This is a genomic window from Synechococcus sp. RS9909 (assembly GCF_014279595.1).
Lineage (GTDB): Bacteria > Cyanobacteriota > Cyanobacteriia > PCC-6307 > Cyanobiaceae > Synechococcus_C.
Genome location: NZ_CP047943.1, coordinates 1,167,397 through 1,191,063, shown reverse-complemented (window position 1 = coordinate 1,191,063; position 23,667 = coordinate 1,167,397). Strand labels below are relative to the sequence as shown.

Here is a 23,667-nt window from a genome sequence, read left to right as displayed (position 1 = left end):
GCAAGATGACGCCTGATTCAGTTGGCGGCCAGATTCAAGAGATTCGCACGCGATATTCCGACGCTTATGCGATACGAGCAGGTATTCAGGCTATTCCTGGGATAGGTGGAAGCCTCGATACATTGTTGGCTGGTGGCGCCTCAAAGATCCAGATGCAGCGCCTTGAAAGCTATGTTCAGATGTTGCAGTCACGCATGAGTGCCATTGAAGAGGTTGCAGCAGACCTGGGCAGTGAAGGGTTTTCAGACTTTATCTTGTCTACGATAGATCAAGCAATTCATACTCGCTCCGTACAAAAACGACAACGCCTGGTCCAGGTAGTTGGTCGTCAGGCAACTCTAGCCTTTTCTTGGGATGAGGCAGAAAGTGCGGCTCGTCTTCTTGCATCTCTAGAAGAGATGCACGTAGCTGTTCTGCGCGAGGCAGTCAATGCTCCTATGGCAACTGGCCCTTACGAAGGACATCGGATTGTTACTTTAGAGAAAGCAACTCATGCAGGGTCAGCCTCCAATAGCATCAATCTGAGGGATCTTTTCTCCTCTTATGAAAGTCATGTTTTAGAGTTGGCATGCTCTGAACTTGTATCACGCGGACTCTTGCGTGACGAGGGAGTCGGACGACTTAGCACAAAATCAATGACCGTATTTGTTGCTACCGACTTGGCTAACTGGCTATGGAAATGGATTTCACTCCCTCAGGAGGTGCAGAGGAAAGAAGGTGACTGACGGATCTATCCAGTCTAGCGATTCCAACTTAGTGTGATAGAGGATAATTTATTATCTCTTGGTGAGCACCCCACCGGCGCCGCCACCACCGGTGGAGCCTCCCCCGCCACCGCCCACCACGAGGTAGTCGATCAGGCCATCGCTGCCGGGGTCGAGCACCACAAAGCTGTGGCTGCCCACCGCCAGGAAGCTGTGCAGGCGGTAGCGCACCCCGGCCACGGTGATCTCGCTCACCACGCCGCCTGTGGCCTGGATTGGCCGAAAGCCATGGCGGCTGCTCAGGTGTGCGCGGCGGCGCAGGTTCATGTGGTGCTCCCCCCCTCTGCCAGGAAAGTTGACGCCTCTCCATTTCGATCACCAAGGGGGCTTGATGGAGCAGAGCAATGCGTCGCTACAGCGAGGCCGTCAAGGCTGATGTGAGAAGGCGGATGAGTCCGCCGATGCGGCAGAGCGTGGCCCAGATCTCAGCAGAGCTGGGCATTCACGTGGTCACCCTCTACAACTGGAGGAAGGCCTGGCGGTTGCAGGGAGAGGTGGTGCCGGCATCCGAGAAGGATCCTGAGGGCTGGGGCGCCACCGATAAGTTCACGGTGGTGCTCGAGACCGCTGGGCTCAACGCCACCGAGCTCAGTGCCTACTGCCGCGAGCGGGGCTTGTTCCCGGAGCAGGTAGAGCGCTGGCGTCAGGCATCGCAGGATGCCAACGAAAAACCAGTGCTCACCTTGAAAGAGCAGAAGGAGCTTGAACGGCTCCGCGCCCAGGATCAAAAGGAAATCAAGCGGCTCAAGCAGGAGCTGCGCCGCAAGGAGAAAGCCCTGGCGGAGGCGGCTGCACTGCTGATCGCCTCAAAAAAGATTCAGGCCTTCTGGGGAGAGGACGGGGACGATTGACGTCACCCGACGATCGCCGGAAGGCCCTGGATATTCTTGATGAGGGCATGGCCAATGGTGCCCGAGCCCGTGAGCTGGCCTTGCTGCTCGGCGTGGGGCTCACCACGCTGCAGCGCTGGCGCCGTCAGTTTGCTGGTGACGGTGATGGCGTCGACCGGCGCAAGGGGAGCCACCGCCACGTCGCTCACCGCCTCAGTGAGGAGGAACGCCAACGGATCCTGCTCACCTGCAACGAACCTGAATTTGCAGCGCTGCCGCCAGGCCAGATCGTGCCGGTCCTGGCCGATCGCGGGCTTTATATCGGTTCGGAACGCAGCTTTTACCGGGTGCTGCACGCTCACGGTCAGGTTCACCGGCGGGGTCGTGCACGGCCACCACAAGAACCAAGACCCGTGCCACGGCTGAGGGCCGCTGGTCCAAATGAGGTTTGGAGCTGGGACATCACCTACCTGCCCACCACCGTGCGCGGGATCTGGCTGTACCTCTACCTGGTGATTGACGTCTGGAGCCGCAAGGTTGTGGCCTGGGATGTCGCCGAGCGCGAGGATCCAGCCATTGCAGCGGATCTGGTGAGCAGAGCCTGCTTGAGAGAGAAGATCAGCAAGAGGCGCCGCCAACCGCTGATCCTCCACGCTGACAACGGCAATGCCATGCGTGCGTCGACGCTGGAAAGCCGGCTGGAAGAACTGGGTGTGCTCAGGTCGTTCTCACGGCCGCGCGTCAGCAATGACAACCCCTACTCCGAATCGCTGTTCCGCACAGCGAAGTACCGGCCTGATTACCCGAGACGGCCATTTGCCAGCAAGGACGAGGCCTGCCAGTGGGTCGCGTCGTTTGTCGACTGGTACAACCATCGGCACCGCCACAGCGGCATCAAGTTCGTGACGCCCCATCAACGCCATAGCGGTCAGGCCATCGAGATCTGTCGACATCGCGCTGTCGTGTACGAGCAAGCGCGCAAGCGACACCCACGCCGGTGGTCACGATCCACACGCTGCTGGCGTCAACCAGAGGTGGTCTGGATCAATCCACCACCAACAGAACTTGACCCCAGTCCAGCTACGTTGAGGATGGCTGCTTGAACAGCAGCAGGGGCGTCATCTTTGCTGGCAGTCACCGTCCCGGCCAGCACCCATTCATTGGCGGCCCGCTTGCGCAGAGACACCTCCTGCAAGGGCGCCACCAGGCCGCCATTGCGCACCGTCACGCCACTGGCGCCGGCCACCGTGATCGCCGCGCTGCCGGCGTTGTACACGTTCACCACCGTGCCGATGGCAAAGGCCACGCTCGCCTCGGCCGGCACCGTCACCGTGACGCCGCTGCTGCTGGTGGCCACCGGCACCACCCGGCCCGCATCGGCGAGGGCCAGTGTGGTGTTGCCGCTGCGCACGGCGGTTTCCAGCAGCAGCTGGGGCGGCAACAGCTGGGCCACCAGCTCCGCCAATGCCGCAGCGGGCAGCTGGTAGCTGCCGGCCCCGGCGCCGCTGGGGCGGGTGATCGCCAGCAGGTCAGTGGGTTGCAGCGCCATCAAACCTCAGGGCAGGGCGGGGAGGGTGCTGATGTCCAGCGGCATGTAGTTGCCCGCAGGCTGGGCGCTGGCCATGGCGGCCTGCAGTTGGGCTGCATCCACCACCCGCTCCGCTGTGCCGGCCGCCAGGGCTGCCGCATCGGCCAGTTGCACCACGCCGCTGGTCTCGCTCGTGGCCAGGGCCACGGCGAGCAGGGGTTGGGCGGGATCACTGGCATCCACGCTCAGCGGCGCATTCACCCGCACCTGCACCACACCGGCGCCATCGGGCCCCAGGGCGGCATTGGTGCTCCAGTTGCTGCCGTCAAACAGCAGCAGATCCCCCTGGGCGATCTCTGCTCCGGCGATGCCGCTCCAGCTCGCCAGGGCGACGCCGGCCGCGCTGGCCAGATACACATCCCCCACCGCAGCCCCTGCAGGAGCCTCGGCGCTGGTGGGGTCGATCGCACCGCGGTAGGTGAGGGCACCGGAGATGGCGGCATGCAACGTGCCATCGGCATCCACCGAGAGGTTGGTGCCCGGTTTGATCGCCCCGATCGCTGCGGCGGTGGCGGGAGAGAGCATGTAGGCCTTCAACGCCTCGGCGGGGGCCTTGTAGGGGGTGTCACCGCGCTGCACCAGCAGCAGGTCGGTGGGCTGGGGCAGGGCGCGGCCTGCGGTTGGGGCAGTGGTGGTGGCCATAGCGATCCGTGGAGAAAGGGGTTGGCGAGATGGGGGCGGGGGTCAGGGCGGCAGGGGGCTGAGCAGGCGCAGGTCCAGCGCCAGCACCACCACCCCATCGCCGGCGGCCGCACTCAGCAGGGGAGCCAGGGCCAGCACCGCCGAGACGGCGCCAGCCGGAGGTGGTTCAGGGCTGCAGCTGTCCTGCAGTTGGGCCTCGCCCAGGAAGATCAGCCCCCGGGGCCGGGCCTCGCTGCGGCATTGCTCCGCCAGGGCCGCCAGCACCGCCGGATCAGGAGTGGCCATTGGCAGCAGGGCAGTGCTGCTCAGCTGTTGCCAGGCCCTGGGTAGGGATCAGAGCAGGGCATCCCCCAGCTCCAGGGCTGTGGCCTGCTCCACCAGCTCCGCCTTGGTCTGGCTGCCATCGAGCTCCACGCCATGGACAGTCGAGCAGTACTCGATGATCTGGGCCTTGGTCATCGCCTGGAAGTCGGTGGTCTCGGTGGCCAGCAGCGCTTCTCCGCTGGCGGGGGCGGGGTCTGCAGGGGGCTCGGGGGCCTCTGGCTCCAGTGCTGGCTCAGGTTCTGGTTCGGGTGCCGGTGCCGGCGGCTCCGCGTGCAGCTGCCAGCCCAGGGCCTGCCAGCCGGCCAGGTGCACCGGCCAGATCGAGCGGGTCATTCCGTCCTTGCCGATCAGCACCTGGCTGGGGGGCAGCAGCGCCGCATCACCCACACCCGGATCCGGGCTGAGGGTGAGCCGTTGCTCCGGGCCCGAAAGGCGCACGGGGGTGGAGGCGGGGTTGCTGCTGTCGATGGGCTGCAGCAGCTCCAGCGGCAGGGCCTCGGCTCCGGCCGCCTCGGTGAGGGTGTCGATTGGGTTGCTCATGGCGCTCACCTCACAGCCCCTGGTTGGCGGTGAGTGCCACGGTCATCCCTGCGGGCGTGGAGGGAGACACCGTCGCCCGTGCCAGCCGCAGACAGGGCGGCGTGATCAGCTCGTTGTCGACCGGGTTGATCAGCAGCGCAGCGCCGCTGATGATCGCCTCCACCTTGCCGCCAGCGGCAGGGATGGCGACGGCCGCAGCGGTGATCCAGCTGCCGGCCGTGCCATCAGCCAGCAGCGGCGCCAGCTCGAGGGTCACCGTCACCGCCTCGCTGTGGCCGGGGTGGGAGGCCACGAGCACAAAGGAGCTGGTGGCCTCAAGGTCGGTGCCGAGGTTCACCACATCACCGCTGCTGCGGGTGTGTTCGTAGCAGTCGGTGGCCGAGTGATTGATCCAGCCGACGAGCACCGTCTGGGCGTCGAGCAGCCGGGTGGCTTGAGAGGTCATGGGAAGGTCTCCGGAGAAAAGGGAAAGGCCTTGCGGCAGGGGTGGCAGGCGACGTCTCAGACCACCAGCGGCATCGGGGCGACGTTGAACAGGCGTGCGGCGGCCTTGCGGTTGCACACCGCAAAGCCCACGTACCAATCCACCCGCGTGCGGAACACCGGCGCGTCATGCACCTCCCCGAAATCCCGCACCGAGATGCCGTAGCGACCCTCGAACGGGCCCTGCAGACCGCAGACCGCCGCATCCCCCAGCACACAGCAGTAGATCGAGGTGGTGTCTCCGGGTTCGTCGTAGCCGAGCACCGCATGGCCCTCGGCGTCCTCCTCCACCAGCAGGATCTCGATCCCCTCGAAGAAGTGCCGGCCGTCGATCACCTCATACAGATCGCCGCCGGCCTGGCGGGAGGCGGTGCTGATCTGGCGGCGGGCCGCCTTGCTGGCGATCAGCACCTTGTCGCCGCCGTAGCCGATCACGCTGTCGGTCAGCGCCTCCAGCGCCAGCAGGTTGAGGGTGCTGCCGCCGTTGTCGATCGTCTGGTCCGCGCCCGGCACCAGGCGTTTGCTCAGCCCGTTAAACGCCCGCGGATCGAAGGTGTCATCGCCGTTGATGATCGCGGCCTCCAAGGTGAGGCGCATCGAGCGCACCTTCATTTCGGTCTGGGCAGCGCGGGCCTCAGGGCCCTGCAGGTCCACGATCGAGCGGTCCACATCCAGGTCGCCGCCAAACAGGTGCACGAACTCCGAATCGGAGTTGATCACCCCGTAGCTCTGGCGGTAGCCCTCGTTCACCGCCCGAAAACCCACGCGGGGGAGCTTGGTCTCCGCCGGGAAGCTCAACGAGCCGCCGACGAGGTTGCGGAAGGGCAGGCGGCGCAGCAGCTCCCCCTCCGCGAAGGTCTTGAGCACCGCCAGCTGCTCGGCACGGCGGGCGTATTTCTGCGCCTCGATCAAGGTCAGGCCCAAGGGCACGCTCCCGGGGCCTCGCCCCAGTGACAACAGCAGCTGTTGCCAGGTGCGCAAGCAGGGCTGGCTGGCCCCTTCGCGCAGCAGACAGCAACCGTTCTGCGCTGCGGAACTAAGGTGGATGGATGATCCGCTCGTTCCGATGTCCCGACACCGAACGATTGGCCCAGGGCTGGGCCGTGCCCAGGTTCCAGTCCTTTGAACGCGTAGCCCGCCGCAAGCTCAGGCAGCTGGAGATCGCAGGCCGTCTGGACGACCTGCGTGTTCCCCCGGGCAACCGACTAGAGGCCCTGCGGGGTGATCGCGCAGGCCAGCACAGCATCCGCATCAACGACCAGTTCCGTCTCTGCTTCATCTGGACGGCCGCCGGCCCCGATGCCGTCGAAATCGTCGACTACCACTGATCCTTGCCATGAACCGTCTACCCCCCATCCCCCCCGGTGAACTGCTGCAGGAGGAGTTCCTGCAGCCGCTGGGTGTCAGTCAGTACCGGCTGGCCAAGGCCATTGGCGTGCCGGCCTCACGGATCAGTGAAATCGTGACGGGCCAGCGGGCGATCACCGCCGATACCGATCTGCGCCTCTGCCGGTTTCTGGGCCTCAGTCCCGGGTACTGGCTGCGGGCCCAGGCCGCCCACGACACTGAGCTGGCCAGCGCTGAACTGGCCGACGAGCTGGAGCAGATCCAGCCCCTGGTGGCTGCTCAGACGTAGCGGCCGGGCAAGCGCAGCAACTGCTCCTCTGCAACGGTCTTGAGCACCGCGAGCTGTTCGGCGCGGCGGGCGACTTTCTGCGCGTCGATCAGCGTCAGGCCCAAGGGCACGCTCCCGGGGCTTCGCCCCAGTGACAACAGCAGCTGTTGCCAGGTGCGTCAGGGGCTGCGGCGGCGGTGTGATCGACAACCAGGAAAGCCGCTTAGCCTGGGTCCATGCTCTCATCCCGCATCACCCACAACCCGGAGCAGTGCGGCGGGAAGCCCTGCATTCGGGGCATGCGCATTCGCGTGCGTGATGTGCTGGAGCTTTATGCCGCGGGCCTGAGCAGCGAGCAGATCCTGGCCGACTTCCCTGATCTGGAACCTGAAGACCTCAGCGCCGCCCTGGATTACGCCGCCCAGGAAATCCACCATCCGGTGTTGATGGGATGACGCTGTGGCTGGATGCCCAGCTGCGGGGCCGTGGGCAGGAGTTTGCTGGCCCGCAATTGCCCCCATCCGGGGGCAGTCATCGGCTCTGGCTTAGGTCGTGTCCTGACTGCGTTGCTCAAGGTCGCGAACGGCAGCCAGAACGCCGGGTAGGGCCTGCTGGCAGATCAGCAGCACCTGCTCGGCGTCGAGATCGAAGTACTGATGCGCAATGACATCGCGAAACCCCATAGCTCCCTTCCAGTCGACAGCAGGAAAGCTCGCTGCCAGAAGCCCAGGCTGGAGCTTGTCCAGTCGTTTGAGTGCTTCCCCGGCTGCCAGGAACTGCATGCAAATCACATCGAGCAGGTCCTGGCCTTCCTCATGGTCCAGCAGTGCCGGATCCATCAGCAAGGGTTGTGCCTTGCGCTCGATCCGCTCCAGGGCCTGCCGCAGCGGGGTAAGCAGCAACAACAGGTCACCGCTCACGCGCTGATGCCTTCTTGCAGTATGGCCTGCCGTAGGGCGGGATTCATGCGCTCCCTCAAACGCACCAGATCAACCGGGCGCTGCAGCAACTCCTCCAGCTCCTGCTTCAGGTGGACGGTGGCATAGGGCGTGAGGGGATCGAGTTCAACCCACACATCTACGTCACTGGAGGCCGTGGTCTGGTTGCGAGCCATGGAGCCGAACAGCCCAATGCGTTGCACCTGATAGCGCTGCCGCCATTCGCTTTGGCGCTCACGCAGCAGTGCAAGCACCTGATCAGGACCGAATACAAGCAGAGTGTCTGCGCTGGCCATGGCACCAGTCGGATCCATTCAGTATCGGATGGATCAGCAGGGTTTCCCAGCCCACCGCATCACGGGTGCGCGGGATCCAGGCAGACGCAGGGTTGAGCGCCCGCTGGCAAGGGCAGGGGTCAGCACCCCATCCCATGACCACCCCGATGAGCGCCGAGCGGTTTGCCGATCGCTTCCGCTTCTACTCAGGCCAGCCGCAACAGCTGCGCGGCGTTCTGCAGCTGTATGCCGCCATCGGCAGCAGCGACCAAGGGGCCGCGATCCTCGATGAGCAGGCCCCCTGGGCCGTCACCTACAGCGAGCAGCCATCCCAGCCGCCAACTCCCACCGGTGGGTTGGATCCCCGCGGTTCAGAGGAAGCCGGCATGGCCGGCCCGCAGATGGCCGCCCCTGTCCAGGCCGGCGACACCTACCTGCTGGTGAATGACCGGGACGAGGACATGGAGGCCTACGACCACACCGGGGCCTTCCTCTGGAAGATTCCCTGCCTGGCGCGCGGCCAGGGTGCTGACACCGACTGGAGCCACACCAACACCGACACACCGCCTGGGCTCTACAAGCTCGGGAAGCTCTATGCGGACTACGAGCAGAACCCCAATCCCCCCTGCTCCGACACCGCCATGGGCTACGGCTGGTACTCCTTCGACATGGAGGAGCTGGAGGGCCAGGAGGTGGCCGTTGGTCGGGCCGGGATCATGCTCCACGGCGGCGGATCGGCCTGCGGCTGGCCTGGGGCCTGGGCACCGCAGCAGCCCCTGCACCCCACCCTCGGTTGCGTGCGCCTGCACAACGCTGATCTGCGCGACAAGGTGTTACCCCTCTACCGCCAGGGCACCGTCTACGTGGGGGTGTTCCAGGAAAAAAAGTGTCGACGGGCCAGGCCCCAGGGGGATGCACCTTTGGGGAGCCATCCCTGGCCCACGCCAACCTGCAGCACTGGCTGGAGTTCTTCTGCAGCAGCGCCGTCACCGAGGCCAGCCTCGGCGTCATCCAATCCCTCACGGCGGAAGAGGCCTGCGGTTTCCTCGGCTGCATGGTCGTCGAAACCGGTGAACCGGAGCTGGAGAACCTTGATGTGGTGGAGGCCGGCAGTGGCGCCGGCCGCGGCGCCATGCAGTACACGGGCGTGCGCCGCACCGCCTATGACGCTGCTCGGCTGCAGGCCATCGCTGACGGGATCGATCCCAACAGCAACGACTGGCAGGAGCAGTACTTCGCCGAGGAGTACGCCGGCCTGCACGATCCGCCGGAGGGCTCGTTGATCGGTTGGACCTGCGTCTTTGAGGATCGGCCTCATGGCATGACTCCAGCCGCAGCGGCGGCCTACTGGACCGGATCAGCGGCAACAGCCGAGGGCTATTTCAGGCCGGGCACGCCCCACACCGAGCGACGCCAGGCGGAGGCCCAGCGCATCTGGGGGCTGCTGCAGAGCGGCGCGCTCGTGCTGCCGCCGGTTGGGTCCTGATCGCCTGGGAGGAGCAGCGATGCAAGCCGACCCAGTGCCCCGGCCGCCCAAGCCGCCGTTTGACCGGGAGCGGTTTGTGTTCAAGATCCTGGCGGTGGTGATCGGCACCCAGCTGTTGGTCTATTCCCTCGCCGCCGGGGTCTGCGGCCAGCGGGCCATGGAAGGCCGGCCGATCGGGCAGATCTGCCCCGGCACGCTGGAGCAGCTGCAGGGCGGCTTTGATTCCACCCTCAACCTGCTGCTGGCGCTGCTGGGTGGAGCCGCGCTGACGCGGATGGACCGGTGAACCGTTGGTGAGCAGATGCTGAGGTCGATGGGCGATCCGACCGTCAGAGGACCTGAAACGGGTTCAGCAGCCGCACCCCGCAGCCGGCGAAATCATCGGTGTTGCGCGTCACCACGGTGAGGTTGTGCAGCAGGGCGATGGCAGCGATCTGCTTATCGATGGCGTTGTGGGGATTGGGCACCCGCAATCGCCCCCAGATCTGGGCCGCATCACCATCGAGGTCCAGCACCCGATCGCCGTAGGTCTCCAGCACCTCCAGCAGCCACTGCTCCAGCAGCTGGGCCTGCGGGTGATCCCCCCGGTAACGGATCAACTCCACGCCGCGGCGCAGCTCACCGATGGTGACGGCCGCCAGAAACAGCGGGGTGTCGTCGCGGGCGGTCTCTGCCCAGAAGGCCTGCACCCCTGGATCTGCGCGGCGGCCTTTGCGCGCCTCGCTGATCACGTTGGTGTCAATCAAAAACATCGGCCGCCGCCGCTGGCTCGTCGTGGCGCTGGAAATCGGCATCCACGCCCACATCCGGCATGGCCGCCAGTAGGTCCGCCAGCTTGCGCCGCGGTGGGCTCAGCAGCGCCGCGGACAGGATCGCCCGCAGCTCGGCTTCCTGACTGCGTCCATGGGCCCCGGCCCGCTTCTTGAGGGCCTGCACGAGGGCGTCATCGACACCCCGCACCAACAGGTCAGCCATGGCGTCACCCAACGCTGATAGCAATGCTATCGACTGTTCGCGGATCGTTCACCAGCAGCGGAATGGTCGGCTCCGTGGGGAAGGCTTGCTCGGGCCTCTCCAGTCTGAGGCCCTCCTGACGTCGGGCCTCCGCTGGGATCGGTCCCATCGCTGCGCCGTTCTGGCGCCGATCACCATGGCCATCCCATCCACTGGCTTCTCTGCTGCTGCCTCGCCGTTCTGCCGGCCAGAGGAGGATCCGTTCCTGCTGCTGGAGTCCTGCGGCAAGGCCATCGAATCGATCCTCAGGGGTCATGCCGGCCGGCCGCTGCGCCGCACCTGGATTAATCGGCCCTATGGAGAAGAGGAGATCTCCCGGCTTGAGGAAGAGGTGCTGCCGGCGATCCAGCAATGCCTGGCGCGGGTGGATGAGATCGATAGCGCCCTGGAAGCAGAAGCCGAGCTGAGCTACCGCCAGCAGGTGGAAGCCGAGGCGTCGTTGCGCAGCGGCGGGCTGCAGCGCTGTGGGTCCATACCGGCTGCCTGATCCTGCAGGGGGCCCTTGTGCCCCTTTCAGCCTGCGCCGCTCCGCCTCTCGCGCCTGCTCGGCCTCCTCGGCTCCGGCCAAGGGTGGCCACAGCGCAAGTAGGGGACAACCACCAGGGAAGGCCCTGCCACCAGCCAGGCCGGGACCGATGCTCAGGGCACAGATGAACGCTGGCGGGGGTGCTGCAGAGCGGGCAGCCAGAACGCCGCTGCGCGGCGGGCCGCATCAGCTGTGACGGAGCTGGGACAGCCCTCGATCCCAGGTGAGCCAGCACCTCTGTTCACCGGGCGCGGTGGGATGGCAGCACGGCACTTGCACCGTTGCCACTGGGAGGTGGCTGGTCGGTGTTCTCCGCTCCACCCCAGCCATGGCCATTCCCCAAGGCCCCGTCTGCGAAGTCCGCCTGCTCCTGGTGCACCGCTATGGGCCAGGGGTCCGCAAGCTCGGCTCCGCCCCCTGTGAGATCGCGTTTTTTGGCCGCCGCGGCAAGCCCGTCAAAAAAATGCGGCTGATCCCCGCCGAGAAGGCCTTCGCCTTTGCCCGCAAGCTGCAGGGCACCCCCGGCTGCACCGTCTCGGTCTGCTGAGCCAGGGGGCTCTGGCCCGGCTGCCGGTTGGTGGCCGGGCTTTCCGTGGGACGCTCAACCTGGGCTGAGCAGCTCAACACCTTCTGAGGCGGCGAACCGACGGTCAAAGCTGAGCACCGGCAGGGCACCGGTGCCGGCGGCCCGGGCCAGGATCAGCTGATCGGCCAGATCTCCTCCCAGGCGGAACTGCTCGAGGGCATCGATCACCGCGTCGATGTCATCCACCACAACGCCACGGGTGCGCACCAGCCGCTCCAGCAGTTGGTAGCGGGTTGCGCGCTCGAGGTCGTAGCCCCGCAGCACCCAGGCCACCTCAGCCAGCACCACATCCGGCAGGTACACACCGCCGCTGGCGATGGCATCAAGAAAGGCCTGTTCGGCGATCGGGGTCTGCTGCGGATCGTCCCCGATCAGCAGCCGCACCACCACGTTGGTATCAAGCGTCCTCACCGCCAACCGCCCGGGCAATGGCCCGGTCCATGTCGTCGGTGGTCATCACCCGATGCACCTTGGGGCGGTCCCGGAACAGGTCCTCAGGCTCGTACTTGGAGGGCACCAGCACCAACCGGCCATTCCGATCGATGGAAGCCTGCAACCTGGCCCCTGGCGTCAGGCCGAGCGCGTCTCGCAACTGCCGCGGAATCGTCAGCTGCCCTTTGCTGGTGAGCGTCACAGTGGCCATGAGTCCAGTGTAAGGCGATTCGCCTTACACTGCAGGTCACAGCCAGTGGCGGTAGGCACTCCGCTGCCGCCGGGCCCGGGCCTTGGAGCGAGCAGAGCCGAACTGGGGGCTGGATCCATCACGGCGGGGTGATCAACGCCGTGGCGCGGCCGCCCTGGGCGTGGTGCCCTTCACGGCCTCCAGATACAGCTCGGCGGTGCTCAAGGTCTGCAGGTTCACCGCTCCCCCGTGCTCGTGACCGCTCTCCGGCACAGCAGCTGAATAGAGGCCACTGCGCTGCTGGAACAGGAAGCTGTACACCGGGTGGCGGCGCAGCTCCTCCATGTAGTCCCCGTCGCTGAGGGCCACACCATCGGCGGTGAGGGGTTGGCCCTTGCCGTCCACTGGCAGCAGCCGCTCGCGGCCATCAACATCCCCCAGCTGGAAGTGCCCGCCGCACAGCGTCACGAAGGTGTCAAAGAACGTCCCCCGTTCATCGCCGCCCACCCGGCCTTCCGCTTCTGAGAAGAGGCGCTCCATCAAGCGCTCCTTGCGCAGGTTCTGCACCTGGGAGCGGGCCTCGTCCCGTTCCTTCTCCACGCTGCGCACGCGGCGCAAGTTGGCCTCGTTGAGCTGGCGTTCGCGCTCGCCCACCTGGCGCTCAAACTCCTCGCGCTTGCGCTCGGCGTCCTGCAGGCGGGCGTACTCGTCCGGGTTGATCTCCGAGAACCGCGACAGCTGGGCACGGGCCTTGCGCAGTTCTTTCTCCAACTGGTTGCTGCGGCGGCGTTCGGCCCGCAGGGGATCAGCAGTGCTGGTGGTGGCAGCAGGAGGATCGTCGTTGTCGCTGGGGCTGGAGTCCTGTGGCAGGGAAAGGTCGAGGGTGTCGTCATCGTCGGCAGCATCCAAACCCGCTTCAGCAGCGCCGTCGCTGTCGAGCAGGTCGGGGTCGGCGGCAGGCGGCATGGAGCTCGCAGGGCCCTGGTTGGGCTGCTGCTGGTGCTGGGCGTAGGTCTGCCATTGGGCAGTAGGGCCAGGGAACTGGAAGGAGTCTGAAAAGAAGGAGGAGGGCATCACCCATCACGGCTGTGGTGCTGCGAGCGCCCCGTCCGGGCTGCGCTCGCTCTCCCTGTTGCCAGCTCCTCAAAAGCCCTGCTCAGGTAGCTCCTCCAGCACAGGAGCAGAGCGCCGGGCCGGCAGGTCGATCCACTCCCCCGCTGGCAGCGGCGTGGAGGGCAGATAACCCGGCACAAGCAATTGCATCCCCGCCGGGATGGGAGTGGTGGAGCGGTAGACGGGCAGCAGCAGCGTGGTGCCAGCCGGCAACGGCTCAGTGCTGGGCCAGCTGCTCAGCTCCGGGTTGAATTGGCGCAGCAGGGAGAGGCTGATATTCTGCTCAGCCGCCACGCTGCTCAACGTGTCCCCTTCTGCGGTGACGTAGGCCTCGCTCTGCTGCAGCACCGGGTTGAGGCTGCGCAGCTTGGTCTCGGTGGTGCCATGGCGGCCAGCCAGCACCGCCAGCGAATCCCCCTCGACGGCGGTGATTGTCTGGGTGCTCTCCAGCTGGGGGTTGATCCGCCGCAACGTGGCCACGGTGGTGCCGTAGCGCTCGGCGATCAGGGTCAAGGTGTCGCCCTCCCGCAGCACCAGCACGCTGTGGGGTCTGAGCACCAGCTGGATCGCTTCCCCCAGCAACGGCTCCAGCAGCAGACCAATGCCACCGGGGCCGTAGTCCGCCCCGAAGTGCTGCACCAGACATCCCGCGAACTGACCCCGGCCGCCACTGGGCAGGCCGCCCTGGGGTTTCAGCAGGGCCAGATCCCCCAGCCACATCACCCCCTGGCAGGGGGCCTGCACCGTGCCCAGCAGCTCTGGATCCCAGGGCAGTGGCGCCTCCTCGCGGAAGCCCGGTGTGCCCCAATCGAGCTCGGCCGCCAACCAATCGAAGGTGTTGCTGGTGCTCACCGGCAGGATCGCCGCCCGGCAGAGGTAGCCGCGCAGCAGCACATCGCCGGGGTCGGTGAGAGCGGTGTCGTTGTAGCCGCTGACGATGCCGCTCTGCTCGAGGAAGCAGTCGATTACATGCCGGCGGATCGGAACCGGATTGCGGCTCTCGGGCCGGTCCACCTCGAACAAGCAGAGGCGGGCATTGGAGTAGGGCTGCAGCGCCAGCCACAGGGGGAGTTGCATCGCTCAGCCCCGCAGCAGCGATCCCCGGAAGGGGTCGGGATTGCACTGGCGCCAGTTGGCCAGCCGCGGCAGCAGCAGCGCCAGCTGGCCGATGTGTTGGCTGCGCTGTTTCCCCAGCACCACCGCCGGCGACGGTCCCGCGGGGTCCCACTCGCTCTCGGTTTCCTCCAGCAGCAGCTCGGTGGCGTACTCCACCACCGCCAACTTGCTCAATGGCAGTGGGTTGGGCACCACGCCACCGGCCACGCCCTTGCGCCGGCTGCGCACCGGGCTGTTCACCTCTGCCGGTGTCAGTGCGGCCAGCTGCTCATCCAGCGCCGCAATGGCATCGAGATAGCCCTGGGCGGTGCAGACCCCTGTGGGGTAATGGGTCTGCAGCTGGGCCATCTCCCGGTTCAGGGCCGCCAGGGCGGCACTGGTGACGGGGATGGACAGGGCAATGCGCAGGGCCTCGGCGTCGCCAGGGCGCCAGCTGCAGCTGGGTAGGGAGGACTGGGTCATGCCGACCCTTGCCAGCTCAACCCCTCGGCTTGGTTCATCCCTAGCTTCTATCCCTTAGCTTGATCCCATCTGATCATCACTGGAGGGATGGGCCATGCATGCGGTGAGCATGAGCGGGCTCAAGCACAACCCCGCTGAGGCACTACGTCAAGCCAGGAGCGGCCCGGTCGTGGTGCTCAACCGCGACCATCCCGATGCGTTGCTGATCGGCCTGGAAGAGGGGGGCGTGCTGCAGGCGCCGGGTGTGCGGGCAGCGCTGGCGACGGCCCTGTTCCGCGATGGTGAGCTGTCGCTGGTGCGCTCTGCCCGCGTGGCCGAGATGGATGTGGCCAGTTTCATCTCCCACCTCGGCCGCCTGGGCATCCCTGCGATCCGGCTCACGGCCGCTGAAACCAACGCCGATCTCGACACCCTGGAACAGTGGCTGCAATCGTCATCAGCGACGCCAGCCCGCTGATCGCGCTGGCCCGGGTGAACGGGCTGCTCTGGCTGCAGCAGCTGTTCACCGAGGTTGTGGTCACCGATGTGGTGCTGGCTGAGGTGCTCACGGGCCGCTATCCAGATACGGAAGCCCCGATCCAGCAGGCCCTCGCGGCGGGCTGGTTGCAGGCCACCGCGATTGACACCAGCGAGCCGGCGCTACCCGATCTCGACGAGGGGGAGGCGGCCAGCATCCGCCTGGCTCTGGGCTGCGGCGAGCCGGTGCTGCTGTTGATCGATGAGCGCGCCGGTCGAGCGGTGGGCCAGGAGCTCGGCCTCAGCGTGGCCGGCACCGCTGCCGTGATCGGCCTGGCCCGCCAACGCGGCCTGATCGCCTCTGCCAGAGCCGTGTTCGCTGCACTGCATGCCAGCGATTTCCGCATTGCACCGGCGGTGATCCAGGCCGTGCTGGATCGCTGTGGGGAGTGAACGGCCACCGCCGCAAACAGTCCCAGGCCACGGGTCTTCAGTCAGCGTTGCCATCGATCCCCAGCTGCTGGCGCAGCTCCACGCCGTCGATCACCCCCCGCTCATGCAGCACCAGCCACTCCTGCACCGAGGGCTGGGGTTTGCGCGGTGGCTGCGGCGGCACCAGCGGGCAGATCTCCACGCTGCAGGCCGGCGTGTCCGCAAGCTTTTCGCCAGTGAGGCGGGTCCACTGGCGCAGCAGGGTGCTGAGCATCGAACTCTTCTGGCCCGCCAGCGACTGCAGCACTGCAAAGCTCTGGCCGGCAGTCAGGGAAATCTCCAGCTCGGTGCGGGCTGGACCGTGGCCGCCGGCGGGGATCAGGGCGTCGCGGCGCATGGCCTCCTCCAGCTGCTGCAGGTAGGCCCGGTGCTCTGCCAGTGACCGGGCTTCTATTTCGACCCACTGGAACGTGGCGCCCTCCGGCAAGTCCATGAAGGAGGAGGTGGAGAGCACCAGCCGCTGGGGGCGTTGGGCATCTGTTCCCCCTGTCCCTGCACCAGAGCCGAGGGCGCCATCACTGCGGCGGAAGCCGTAGGCATCCACCAGGCCCGTGCGCACACCCACCGGCAGGGCCGTGCGGGAGAGAAGGTCTTCGTATTCGCTGCGGCAGCGGTAGTGGTTGAGGTACTGGTGCGCCAGGCCCAGGTGGGGAAGGTCGCCCTCACCAAAGGCGGTGCCATCCACCGAGTACCAGAGGGCCGGTATGTCAAAGCGCTGGGGCATCCGTTCCGGCTCCCCCACCGGCACCACGTCGTAGCCATCGGCAGCACCGGGATTGGGGTTGGCCTGCCAGCTGCGCAGCACCAGGCCGTCGTCGCTCAGCGACAGGCTGCGGTAGAGCCAAGCCTGCGGGTCCGGCACCAGCCCGCCGTGGGCATCGAGCACGACCGTGGCCACGGCGGCATTGCCAGTGGCGAAGCGGGGCGGCAGGGCCTGGCGGCGCGGCTCCCGCCAGACGATCTCCACCGGACCCGATGCCGGCGCACCGCTGGTGCCATCGGTGGGCAGGCGCCAGTTGAGCAGGTCGCCCCTGGGCACCAGCTGCAGCCGCGGCAGCGAAAGCCGATCGCCCTTGGCGAGGGCTTCCAGCCGGTCCCCTTCTGAAGGCCAGTGGTGCTGGGGCGGCAGCTGCAGGATCAGACAGCCGCCATCCCGCAGGGTGAGCAGGTCGGCCAGGAACAGGAACACCCCCAGATCCGTGCCCTGGCCGTCCACGTCGGTGGCCACCCGGCTTAGCGAATCAGGAAGCTCCTGCCAGCTCAGGCGCGACAGCATCCCCGCGTAGGTGCGCAGGGCATCGCGGTAGAAGCTGGTGGGCCGGGCCGCTTCCAGGCGCTTGAGATAACAGGTCTCTGGCTCCTCGATGCCGCGGGGCAGATACACCGACCGGCGGCTGGTGCCGTCAGGCAGCTCCAGCAGGGTCCAGCAGTCGTAGACCAGCTGGAGACGGTCCCTCAGACCCGAGAGGGTGGGGTGTTCCAGCCAGGGGGGCTGGTCAGGGGCTTGGAGCTGCAGCGCTGGTGGGGAGGAGGGGCTGCTGGGGGTAGTTGTCCTGCGGCGGCGGGTGGTGGGCACGGGCTGCTGGTGGGGTCGAAGCCATTGCCAGAGGCCGTGATTGGCAACCGGGAAAGCTATGCAGAATCTGCAGGGTTCCAGTCAGATCATCCGGGTAAGCGGCTCGGCCAGGACGAGGGGCAAGGGTTCATATGCGGGTCCGCATATGAACCAGGCTTGATGAGCCATCTGCCCGAGGGTGATTACTACGCAGTTGGTTTAGGGTTAAACCGGTAATGACTTCGAGTTCTTATACGGATCAACAGGGGCCTGGCTATTTTTTACCGAGGATCCGCTCATATAGCGTTAGGAGGACTGCCTAGAGGCGCTTGGCAAAGCCAAAATCTTAGCTAGAGTCTCGCACACAGGCCATTAACAATCATAGGAGTCATGAATATCTATCAAGAATGGAGATTTGACGATTCCCCATTTCAGGTGACTCCATTGCCGCCCTCTGAGCTAGGAGAGCAACTCCTTATTGGGAGAGAAAGAGAACTTGCCAGTCTCAAAAGAAAACTGTTCAATCCGCCCAAGATAGCGACCATTGAAGGGCTGAATGGCGTCGGAAAGACAAGCCTGGTCAATGTTGCTGCGTTTAAGGCGTATCGAGATTGTCTCTCGGGATGGAATGGTCCTCTGTTAATACCATGCAACAAGGTCTTTCAGTTGGACACAAGCAAGGATGCCGATGACTTTATTGACGAGGTCTTAATGGCAGTGGCGCAAACTCTGATCGATCGTGCCAAGGCAATTCAAGGTCTATGTGACTCAATTAAAACAGGGCCAATCGATAAATGGCTGAACTCGCCACAGATCAGCGGAATGCAGGGAGGCTTCTCAATCGTAGGCAATGGTGCAAACATAGGGGAAAGTTCAGAAACAAACACCTCGTCCGGCTTTGAGCGAAGTGGTTTTCGCAAAGAAGTTGAGCTCTGGCTGAAGCAGTTGTTTCCCACTCAGAACGATGGCGGAGTTATCTGCGTAATCGACAACTTGGAGCTATTGCAGACTTCAGACACTGTGCGGCAGCTTCTTGAGAAACTCAGGGACAGACTTCTTGTAATACCTGGTCTTCGCTGGGTTTTGTGTGGCGCTCTCGGGATCGTCCTGGGCACAGTTTCCTCCCCACGACTTGAAGGATTCTTGCATACGCCAATAGAAGTTGACGGCGTTGATAACACCTTGTCTGCAGAGATCTATCGCTCACGTCTTACTGCTTATGCCGCGCCAGAGTCCCAAGGCGTGTATTTGCCGCTGTGCTTAGAGGACTTTGAGGTCTTGTACCATATTTTGCATCGCAATCTCCGTAGCACACTGGGAAGGGCGGATAACTTTTGCCAATGGGTGGCTGAACGTGATCTCCCAGAAACTCTTGATGAAAAGCGCAGTGTCTTTAGCGAGTGGTTACATGCAGAGGCGTCTGCGGCACTCAATGCTGCACAGTCAACGTTGAAACCTCGGGCATGGGAGGTCTTCTCAGTCGCAGTAAGCCTTGGTGGCGTCTTCTCTCCTAGTGATTTTCAAGAGTTTGAATTCAATAGTTCCATGGCCTTGCGTCCGCATGTCAAAGACTTAGAGGATGCTGGATTACTGGTTAGCACACAAGATGAAGGAGATAAGCGACGAAAGACAATTCAAGTAACCCCTAAGGGATGGCTCGTGAAGTATGCGCAGGACGAAGCAGAGAAAGTTGCTTAGGCCACCCAACATCCAGATCCAGCGGATGGGGCCAAAGGCTTCTGATGTGTCTACCTAGCTACTTCCCACCGCTGATCAGGAGCATTCAATCAACAGGGAAGGCAACCACCCGCACTGAGCAGGCCTCAGCAATCTGAACCCACTGCTCGCGGCTAAGCCCTATTTGCTCCAGCATCTCGCCGACACCAACTCCTGAGGTGAGTAACCGCTGCCCTCGCGCATGAATCTCCCGCCAGGTGGGCGGCACCTTCAGCAGGAACCCGTTGTCCCGCAGAAAGTGGGTGATTTCTCCATTGGCGTAGGTGCGGCCATAGGGCCGAAACGGTCCCCGTGAAGGGTCATACCGTCGAGCCGCCTTGATCAAGCCGATCATCGCCAGCTGCAGCAGGTCTTCCTTGGGGTGGACAGTGCGGCGGGCAAAGTTGCCGGCGACCTTCTCCGCCAGGTCCCTGTGCTGCAGCGCCAGGGCATCGGCAGCGGCATGGGGCCGCACCGGCCGCTCTCGCCGGGGCCTGCAGCGCTGAGGCCGCTGACCCTGGGCTCCGGGGTGGTGTCGCACTGGAGCATGGAGGTTGATCTCCAGCTGCTGCGCACGGGCATGGCACGCCGGCCTGCGATAGCGCCGTCGCCGCAGCATCCGCTCCGCCCCGGCGGCATCGCCCACCAACACCACCATGAGCGGCAGCACCAGCTGCACAGCAGCAGGAGTTAGCACGGCAGGGCGTGGGCTCTCCACTGCGGAAGGCTTGGGATGTTCCCGCACTGCGGACACCATCGGCATGCTCACCGGCTCACCAGAAGCGGTGTCACCACCGGCTGGATGCCCTGGGCCTTCCAGTAGCGGCCCTCCAGCCACAGGGCACCGTGGCAGAAGGCATCCACCAGGTCCTTGCTGCCCTTGGGGAAGCGAATGGCTTCCTCCACCAGCGGCTGGGCGCGGTGGTGAAAGCGGATCTGTCCCGACTCCACCAGGGGGGCGACGGCATGGGCGCGGGTTTCCTTGCTGCCTCTCGCAGTGATCGGCAGCATCCCCGGCACCCGCCGCCGCAGGGACTGCAGCACCGCCGGCCCGTTGGCGGCGTCCTCGATCAGCACGGCATTGGGGCGCAGCCCCTGCTGCTCAAGCGCCTCCAGACAGCCCAGCAGGAAACGGATCACCTCCGGCAGGCCAAAGCGGTGCCGAGCGGCCCAGAGCACCTCGATCTCAAGTGCCGCTGGCGCCATCTGCCCCTGGGGTTCACCCGATCGGGGGATGGCATTCCAAGCCGGTGGCGCCAGCAGGCCAGCCAGGCAGAAGCCGCAGTAGTCGCTCTCCGCCTCCCCCTTGAAGCTCAGGTCACACGAAAGCGCCAGCAGGGCGTAGTGGCGCTGGCTGCCGCCCTCTCGGGGGAAGGGCGGCCGGATCCACTGCCTCAGGAAGATGGATCCAGACGCCGGGCTGGGCCGCTGCTGATAAAGCGCCGCCCACCAGTAGGCCCCGAGACGGGCCCTGATCTTGAGCAGTTCCGGCAGGGGGAACCGCTCCGGGCACAGGGCTTCTCCCGGCTGCCGCCAGTCGGGGATCAGGGTGCAGGTGGGCGGCAGCTGGGGGCGATCGGTCGGGTCCTCAGCGATGGCCGGCAGGTCCAGCACGGTCCAGTGCTGCGGGGCTTCCCCCAGCTCCTGCTCCAGCAGCCAGCCGATCACGTCCTGGTGGTCCCAGCGGGTGAGGACCACCACCTGCGCCGAGAGGTTCGGCTGAGTGCTGCCGTCCGGCCCGAGCACTGAGGCCGGTTCGGCGCGGGTGAGCCACACCGAGCGCAGCCAGTCGATCAGCTTCTGCCGCAGCGCCGGGCTGGCGGCATCGCCAGGGCCCTTGTAGGGGTCGTCGATGATCCCGAGGCTGTAGCCCTTGCCCGTGAACGGGCCATCCACACCAGCAGCGATGCAGCCTCCGCGCTGCCGGGTGAGCCAGTTGCCCACCGCCGCCGAATCGCGGGCCAGCAGGTGGCCGGTCACCCGGTAGAAGTGGCGCGCCTCTCGGGAGTGGGCATAGGCCAGCTCCGCCGAGTACGACGCGATCGCCGCGAAGAGATGCGGGTAGCGCTGCAGGAAGTAGGCCGGGAACAGCTTTGAGACCAAGAGGCTCTTCCCCAGCCGGGGCGGACAGGTGACGATCAAGCGGCCCAGCTGGCCATCGGCGACGGCCTGCAGCAGCTCGATCAGAAGCCCGGCCCAGCGGTGGAAGCCGTAGCGGGGGTAGGCCTCGGCGATGAAGCTGCGCAGGCTCTGGGGTTCCGCTGGCTTGGCTGTGGTGGTTGTGGGGAGGTGCAGCAGGCCGGCGTCGCCCCAGGGGTCGAGCTCCGGCAGCAAGCCACCCTCTGCAGCGGCAGAGGTTTGGGGCAGGGGCACCGATGGTAGTCCCCTTGTGGCCGGAGCTGTCCTCATGCCCGTGGCTCCGGCGGCTTGATGGGGGCTCGCAGCAGCCCGCCGATCTCAGCGATCACCCGGAAGGCGCCGACGGCAGCGTTGAACTGGCCCGCGTCCATCGCCCGGCGGGCGCAGTCATTGAGGGCAAAGATCTGCTCGGCCTGGTGACGGCGCCGGTCGGTGAGCAGCTCTTCCACCATTCGCTGTCGCGCCAGCGCCAAATAGCGGCTGATCGTTTTGATGTTGGTGATTCCCCAGTTCTGGGCTGCTTTTTCCCTGATCTGTGCAAGTGGCAGCCGCTGGGCGATCCACAGCTGCGCCTCGGCGATGCGGGTCTCCACCTCCATGTGGGTGGCGCGCGGTTTGTGGATCGGGTTGCGGCGGCCCCGGGGCGGATTGCCCTTGCCGACTGGCCGGCTGGGGTCGGCGGCCGGCCAGATCGGGTTGCCGTCGTCGTCCTGCTGGGTCGGGGCAGCACGCAGCTCATCCAGCGACTCAGTGCCTGGTTCTGAGCCAGCGACCGCTGTCGGTGGCTGCTCGGGGCTCATGCTCCCCCTCCACGACTGGGCGGCAGAGCAGGGAGCGCCGTCCCCTGGGGGGACTGCCTCAGGATCAGCCGCACATAGGCGGCCCACTGCTCAGGGGTGAGCACCACCCGCCAGGTGCCGCCGCGGAAACGTACCAATGTCGCCGCGAACGGCACGGCGGCGTGCTCGGCCTGCAGGGCGGCCTCGTCTGGCTTGAGGCGGGCCGCGGCGGCGGTGTTGGCCCAGCTGGCCACCTGGATCACATGGGCCGGCACGCCATCGAGGTCGCCGGTGTCACCGCCGGCCGTGGTGGTGCGGCCGGCCCCGAGCTTGCGGCGCACCACCAGGCCCAAGAGATCACTCAGCAGCTGGGCCGCTTCCCGCTCGGCCGCATCCCCCTTGCGCTTCTGGGGATTGGCCATCGTTCAGCTCCGGCCCGGCTTGATCGTCCAGAACGCCTTGCCCTGTTTCTCCGTGGCGGCGCCGGTGGCAACAGCCAGCCGCTGGGCCTCCTTGAGGGCCTGCTCCTGCTGTTTCAGTGGCTCGGGGTAGGCGTAGCTGGTGCGCCCGGCCGACCAGGAGAAGCTGCAGCCGTTGTGGGAGAAGTTGGCATCCAGCTCGCCGGCCTCCAGGGCCCCGCTGAGCTGCTCCAGCAGCGAGGAGAGCTCGGCGTCGATGCTTTTTTGCTGCAGCTTGAGGACCGTGATGCGATCAAGCAACGCGTCGAGGGCAGCGCTAGCCATTGAGGAAGAGCTGGCGGTGGTGGCAGCCATCAGCAGAGCCAGCGAGGGACAAAGAGACGCGAGTAATCGACCTGCAACAAACCATAGCGGCTCGATAGTCCGAATGCACTGATTCGGTACAACGAGCCTGCTGCGTTGGTTGGCGGCTGGCTCACCAGGGCCGAGAGCGGCCCACGTAGCCCGCCCACGCTGATGCCCAGGCCGCCAGGCATTCCTCGCGGGAATACAGCGGCGAGAAGCGGGTCTCCCCCGGCCGGGCCCAGATCGTCTGGCCGGCGTCGTAGTGCACGCCCCAGGTGGCTTCCAGCACCATGTAGCCGCCCAGCTGGGCGCGGGTGCAGTAGCTGCCCGATCCAGGCCGCGAGAGGGTCTTGAGGTCAGCGAGCACCCGCAGGCCATCGGCGTGCTGGATGTAGCCGGTGTCGTAGGTGCCGGCCAGGTTGCGGATCAGGCAGCAGGTGGGCCGCTCGGAAGCGATCACCGTCACCTGCTGCCAGTGGGGGTGGGCCAGCAGCGGCTCGATCCAGTCCCGGTAGTTGCCAGAGCGCAGGTTTTCCAGCTGGCGGCTGGCCTGCTGGCGTTGCTGGGGCAGGGGATGGAAGCGGCTGTGCAGCAGCGCCTCCAGCGCCAGGTGCACGATGTGGCCCCGCGGCTCCCAGACGTGGCGGGTGGCCTCGATGCGGGCCATCGCCCAGTCGCTCTTGGCTGAGCCGACCACGCCGGTGACGGACACTGCGAAGAGGTGATCCCCCAGCCAGTAGCGGTGCTCGGGGTCAGTGCGCCGCAGGCCTGGGATCGGTGCCAGCCAGTTGCTGGGGTCAGCAACAGCAGAGCTGGCTGTGGGGAGAGAACACCTGATCACC

34 protein-coding genes and 1 pseudogene are annotated in these 23,667 nt (G+C 65.8%); 12 read left to right on the top strand and 23 right to left on the bottom strand.

Annotation, left to right across the window (positions count from 1 at the left end):
• Positions 1-5 precede the first annotated feature (5 nt).
• Positions 6-725: a hypothetical protein gene (locus SynRS9909_RS05805; protein WP_186593821.1), complete on the top strand. Its 720-nt coding sequence runs from the start codon at positions 6-8 to the stop codon at positions 723-725.
• A 51-nt stretch (positions 726-776) separates the two neighbouring features.
• Here SynRS9909_RS05805 and SynRS9909_RS05800 read toward each other — a convergent pair whose 3' ends face one another.
• Positions 777-1,031: a hypothetical protein gene (locus SynRS9909_RS05800; protein ID WP_186593820.1), complete on the bottom strand. Its 255-nt coding sequence runs from the start codon at positions 1,029-1,031 to the stop codon at positions 777-779.
• Positions 1,032-1,108: 77 nt separating this feature from the next.
• On the opposite strand from SynRS9909_RS05800, the pseudogene SynRS9909_RS05795 reads away from it, so the two are divergent.
• Positions 1,109-2,697: pseudogene (locus tag SynRS9909_RS05795) on the top strand (IS3 family transposase).
• Here SynRS9909_RS05795 and SynRS9909_RS05790 read toward each other — a convergent pair.
• From SynRS9909_RS05790 to SynRS9909_RS05765, 6 genes are read right to left on the bottom strand one after another with little or no spacing between them, the layout of a single operon-like run.
• Positions 2,619-3,143: a hypothetical protein gene (locus SynRS9909_RS05790; protein WP_186593819.1), complete on the bottom strand. Its 525-nt coding sequence runs from the start codon at positions 3,141-3,143 to the stop codon at positions 2,619-2,621. The pseudogene SynRS9909_RS05795 and the gene SynRS9909_RS05790 sit on opposite strands and share 79 nt — an antisense overlap.
• A gap of 6 nt (positions 3,144-3,149) precedes the next feature.
• Complete coding sequence (locus SynRS9909_RS05785; RefSeq protein ID WP_186593818.1) at positions 3,150-3,824, bottom strand: hypothetical protein; 675 nt, start codon at positions 3,822-3,824, stop codon at positions 3,150-3,152.
• Between the two features lie 42 nt (positions 3,825-3,866).
• Complete coding sequence (locus SynRS9909_RS05780; RefSeq protein WP_186593817.1) at positions 3,867-4,109, bottom strand: hypothetical protein; 243 nt, start codon at positions 4,107-4,109, stop codon at positions 3,867-3,869.
• A 48-nt stretch (positions 4,110-4,157) separates the two neighbouring features.
• Complete coding sequence (locus SynRS9909_RS05775; RefSeq protein WP_186593816.1) at positions 4,158-4,688, bottom strand: hypothetical protein; 531 nt, start codon at positions 4,686-4,688, stop codon at positions 4,158-4,160.
• A gap of 10 nt (positions 4,689-4,698) precedes the next feature.
• Entirely contained in the window at positions 4,699-5,133 is a 435-nt protein-coding gene (locus tag SynRS9909_RS05770) for a hypothetical protein (RefSeq protein WP_186593815.1), read from the bottom strand.
• A gap of 56 nt (positions 5,134-5,189) precedes the next feature.
• On the bottom strand, positions 5,190-6,101 hold the full coding sequence (locus SynRS9909_RS05765; RefSeq protein ID WP_255479243.1) for a major capsid protein: 912 nt from the start codon (positions 6,099-6,101) through the stop codon (positions 5,190-5,192).
• A gap of 173 nt (positions 6,102-6,274) precedes the next feature.
• Between SynRS9909_RS05765 and SynRS9909_RS05760 the strand changes: the two genes are divergently transcribed.
• The 3 genes from SynRS9909_RS05760 to SynRS9909_RS05750 all read left to right on the top strand — a co-directional run bounded on the left by SynRS9909_RS05760 (position 6,275) and on the right by SynRS9909_RS05750 (position 7,241).
• Positions 6,275-6,499 (top strand): type II toxin-antitoxin system RelE/ParE family toxin, encoded by a 225-nt coding sequence (locus SynRS9909_RS05760; RefSeq protein WP_304623123.1) that lies wholly within the window; start codon positions 6,275-6,277, stop codon positions 6,497-6,499.
• Between the two features lie 8 nt (positions 6,500-6,507).
• Positions 6,508-6,807 carry a HigA family addiction module antitoxin gene (locus tag SynRS9909_RS05755; RefSeq protein ID WP_186593813.1) on the top strand — a complete coding sequence of 100 codons (300 nt, stop codon included), beginning with the start codon at positions 6,508-6,510 and terminating at the stop codon, positions 6,805-6,807.
• Between the two features lie 215 nt (positions 6,808-7,022).
• Positions 7,023-7,241 carry a DUF433 domain-containing protein gene (locus SynRS9909_RS05750; RefSeq protein ID WP_186593812.1) on the top strand — a complete coding sequence of 73 codons (219 nt, stop codon included), beginning with the start codon at positions 7,023-7,025 and terminating at the stop codon, positions 7,239-7,241.
• A gap of 90 nt (positions 7,242-7,331) precedes the next feature.
• Here the strand turns inward: SynRS9909_RS05750 and SynRS9909_RS05745 are convergent, their stop codons facing one another.
• Both SynRS9909_RS05745 and SynRS9909_RS05740 read right to left on the bottom strand, forming a co-directional pair.
• Positions 7,332-7,706: a DUF86 domain-containing protein gene (locus SynRS9909_RS05745; RefSeq protein ID WP_186593811.1), complete on the bottom strand. Its 375-nt coding sequence runs from the start codon at positions 7,704-7,706 to the stop codon at positions 7,332-7,334.
• Entirely contained in the window at positions 7,703-8,020 is a 318-nt protein-coding gene (locus SynRS9909_RS05740) for a nucleotidyltransferase family protein (protein ID WP_186593810.1), read from the bottom strand. The genes SynRS9909_RS05745 and SynRS9909_RS05740 overlap by 4 nt, the downstream gene beginning before the upstream one ends.
• Positions 8,021-9,053: 1,033 nt before the next feature.
• Between SynRS9909_RS05740 and SynRS9909_RS14185 the strand changes: the two genes are divergently transcribed.
• A complete protein-coding gene (locus tag SynRS9909_RS14185) occupies positions 9,054-9,485 on the top strand; it encodes a hypothetical protein (RefSeq protein WP_370587900.1) in 432 nt (143 codons plus the stop codon).
• A gap of 19 nt (positions 9,486-9,504) precedes the next feature.
• A complete protein-coding gene (locus SynRS9909_RS05730) occupies positions 9,505-9,771 on the top strand; it encodes a hypothetical protein (protein WP_186593808.1) in 267 nt (88 codons plus the stop codon).
• A gap of 43 nt (positions 9,772-9,814) precedes the next feature.
• Here SynRS9909_RS05730 and SynRS9909_RS05725 read toward each other — a convergent pair whose 3' ends face one another.
• Positions 9,815-10,237, bottom strand: a complete 423-nt coding sequence (locus SynRS9909_RS05725) for a type II toxin-antitoxin system VapC family toxin (RefSeq protein WP_186593807.1) — start codon at positions 10,235-10,237, stop codon at positions 9,815-9,817.
• The gene (locus SynRS9909_RS05720; RefSeq protein WP_186593806.1) at positions 10,224-10,460 is read right to left on the bottom strand and encodes a DNA-binding protein; all 237 of its coding nucleotides are present in this window, start codon (positions 10,458-10,460) and stop codon (positions 10,224-10,226) included. The genes SynRS9909_RS05725 and SynRS9909_RS05720 overlap by 14 nt, the downstream gene beginning before the upstream one ends.
• A gap of 175 nt (positions 10,461-10,635) precedes the next feature.
• Between SynRS9909_RS05720 and SynRS9909_RS05715 the strand changes: the two genes are divergently transcribed.
• A complete protein-coding gene (locus SynRS9909_RS05715; protein WP_186593805.1) occupies positions 10,636-10,986 on the top strand; it encodes a hypothetical protein in 351 nt (116 codons plus the stop codon).
• A 367-nt stretch (positions 10,987-11,353) separates the two neighbouring features.
• Positions 11,354-11,572: a hypothetical protein gene (locus SynRS9909_RS05710; RefSeq protein ID WP_186593804.1), complete on the top strand. Its 219-nt coding sequence runs from the start codon at positions 11,354-11,356 to the stop codon at positions 11,570-11,572.
• 54 nt (positions 11,573-11,626) lie between these two features.
• On the opposite strand, the gene SynRS9909_RS05705 is transcribed toward SynRS9909_RS05710, so the two are convergent.
• The 5 genes from SynRS9909_RS05705 to SynRS9909_RS05685 all read right to left on the bottom strand — a co-directional run bounded on the left by SynRS9909_RS05705 (position 11,627) and on the right by SynRS9909_RS05685 (position 14,924).
• Entirely contained in the window at positions 11,627-12,022 is a 396-nt protein-coding gene (locus SynRS9909_RS05705; RefSeq protein ID WP_186593803.1) for a PIN domain-containing protein, read from the bottom strand.
• Positions 12,009-12,254, bottom strand: a complete 246-nt coding sequence (locus SynRS9909_RS05700; RefSeq protein ID WP_186593802.1) for an AbrB/MazE/SpoVT family DNA-binding domain-containing protein — start codon at positions 12,252-12,254, stop codon at positions 12,009-12,011. The genes SynRS9909_RS05705 and SynRS9909_RS05700 overlap by 14 nt, the downstream gene beginning before the upstream one ends.
• A gap of 132 nt (positions 12,255-12,386) precedes the next feature.
• Positions 12,387-13,307 carry a hypothetical protein gene (locus tag SynRS9909_RS05695; protein ID WP_186593801.1) on the bottom strand — a complete coding sequence of 307 codons (921 nt, stop codon included), beginning with the start codon at positions 13,305-13,307 and terminating at the stop codon, positions 12,387-12,389.
• A 69-nt stretch (positions 13,308-13,376) separates the two neighbouring features.
• Positions 13,377-14,423, bottom strand: a complete 1,047-nt coding sequence (locus SynRS9909_RS05690) for a LysM peptidoglycan-binding domain-containing protein (protein ID WP_186593800.1) — start codon at positions 14,421-14,423, stop codon at positions 13,377-13,379.
• Positions 14,424-14,426: 3 nt separating this feature from the next.
• The gene (locus tag SynRS9909_RS05685) at positions 14,427-14,924 is read right to left on the bottom strand and encodes a hypothetical protein (protein ID WP_186593799.1); all 498 of its coding nucleotides are present in this window, start codon (positions 14,922-14,924) and stop codon (positions 14,427-14,429) included.
• Between the two features lie 109 nt (positions 14,925-15,033).
• Between SynRS9909_RS05685 and SynRS9909_RS05680 the strand changes: the two genes are divergently transcribed.
• Positions 15,034-15,381: a UPF0175 family protein gene (locus SynRS9909_RS05680; protein WP_205407504.1), complete on the top strand. Its 348-nt coding sequence runs from the start codon at positions 15,034-15,036 to the stop codon at positions 15,379-15,381.
• Positions 15,345-15,833: a DUF3368 domain-containing protein gene (locus SynRS9909_RS05675; protein ID WP_007100003.1), complete on the top strand. Its 489-nt coding sequence runs from the start codon at positions 15,345-15,347 to the stop codon at positions 15,831-15,833. The genes SynRS9909_RS05680 and SynRS9909_RS05675 overlap by 37 nt, the downstream gene beginning before the upstream one ends.
• Positions 15,834-15,870: 37 nt before the next feature.
• On the opposite strand, the gene SynRS9909_RS05670 is transcribed toward SynRS9909_RS05675, so the two are convergent.
• Positions 15,871-17,448 carry a DUF4055 domain-containing protein gene (locus tag SynRS9909_RS05670; RefSeq protein WP_007100004.1) on the bottom strand — a complete coding sequence of 526 codons (1,578 nt, stop codon included), beginning with the start codon at positions 17,446-17,448 and terminating at the stop codon, positions 15,871-15,873.
• Positions 17,449-17,817: 369 nt separating this feature from the next.
• Between SynRS9909_RS05670 and SynRS9909_RS05665 the strand changes: the two genes are divergently transcribed.
• Positions 17,818-19,125: a hypothetical protein gene (locus SynRS9909_RS05665; protein ID WP_162858279.1), complete on the top strand. Its 1,308-nt coding sequence runs from the start codon at positions 17,818-17,820 to the stop codon at positions 19,123-19,125.
• Between the two features lie 85 nt (positions 19,126-19,210).
• On the opposite strand, the gene SynRS9909_RS05660 is transcribed toward SynRS9909_RS05665, so the two are convergent.
• From SynRS9909_RS05660 to SynRS9909_RS05635, 6 genes are all read right to left on the bottom strand, one after another.
• Positions 19,211-19,840, bottom strand: a complete 630-nt coding sequence (locus SynRS9909_RS05660) for a sigma-70 family RNA polymerase sigma factor (RefSeq protein ID WP_240307696.1) — start codon at positions 19,838-19,840, stop codon at positions 19,211-19,213.
• A 68-nt stretch (positions 19,841-19,908) separates the two neighbouring features.
• The gene (locus SynRS9909_RS05655; protein WP_007100006.1) at positions 19,909-21,516 is read right to left on the bottom strand and encodes a hypothetical protein; all 1,608 of its coding nucleotides are present in this window, start codon (positions 21,514-21,516) and stop codon (positions 19,909-19,911) included.
• A 32-nt stretch (positions 21,517-21,548) separates the two neighbouring features.
• Entirely contained in the window at positions 21,549-22,082 is a 534-nt protein-coding gene (locus SynRS9909_RS05650) for a hypothetical protein (protein WP_007100007.1), read from the bottom strand.
• Positions 22,079-22,483, bottom strand: a complete 405-nt coding sequence (locus SynRS9909_RS05645; RefSeq protein WP_007100008.1) for a hypothetical protein — start codon at positions 22,481-22,483, stop codon at positions 22,079-22,081. Before SynRS9909_RS05645 ends, SynRS9909_RS05650 begins: the two co-directional genes overlap by 4 nt.
• A gap of 3 nt (positions 22,484-22,486) precedes the next feature.
• Positions 22,487-22,834, bottom strand: a complete 348-nt coding sequence (locus SynRS9909_RS05640; protein WP_007100009.1) for a hypothetical protein — start codon at positions 22,832-22,834, stop codon at positions 22,487-22,489.
• Between the two features lie 121 nt (positions 22,835-22,955).
• A complete protein-coding gene (locus SynRS9909_RS05635) occupies positions 22,956-23,666 on the bottom strand; it encodes a hypothetical protein (protein ID WP_007100010.1) in 711 nt (236 codons plus the stop codon).
• Position 23,667 lies beyond the last annotated feature (1 nt).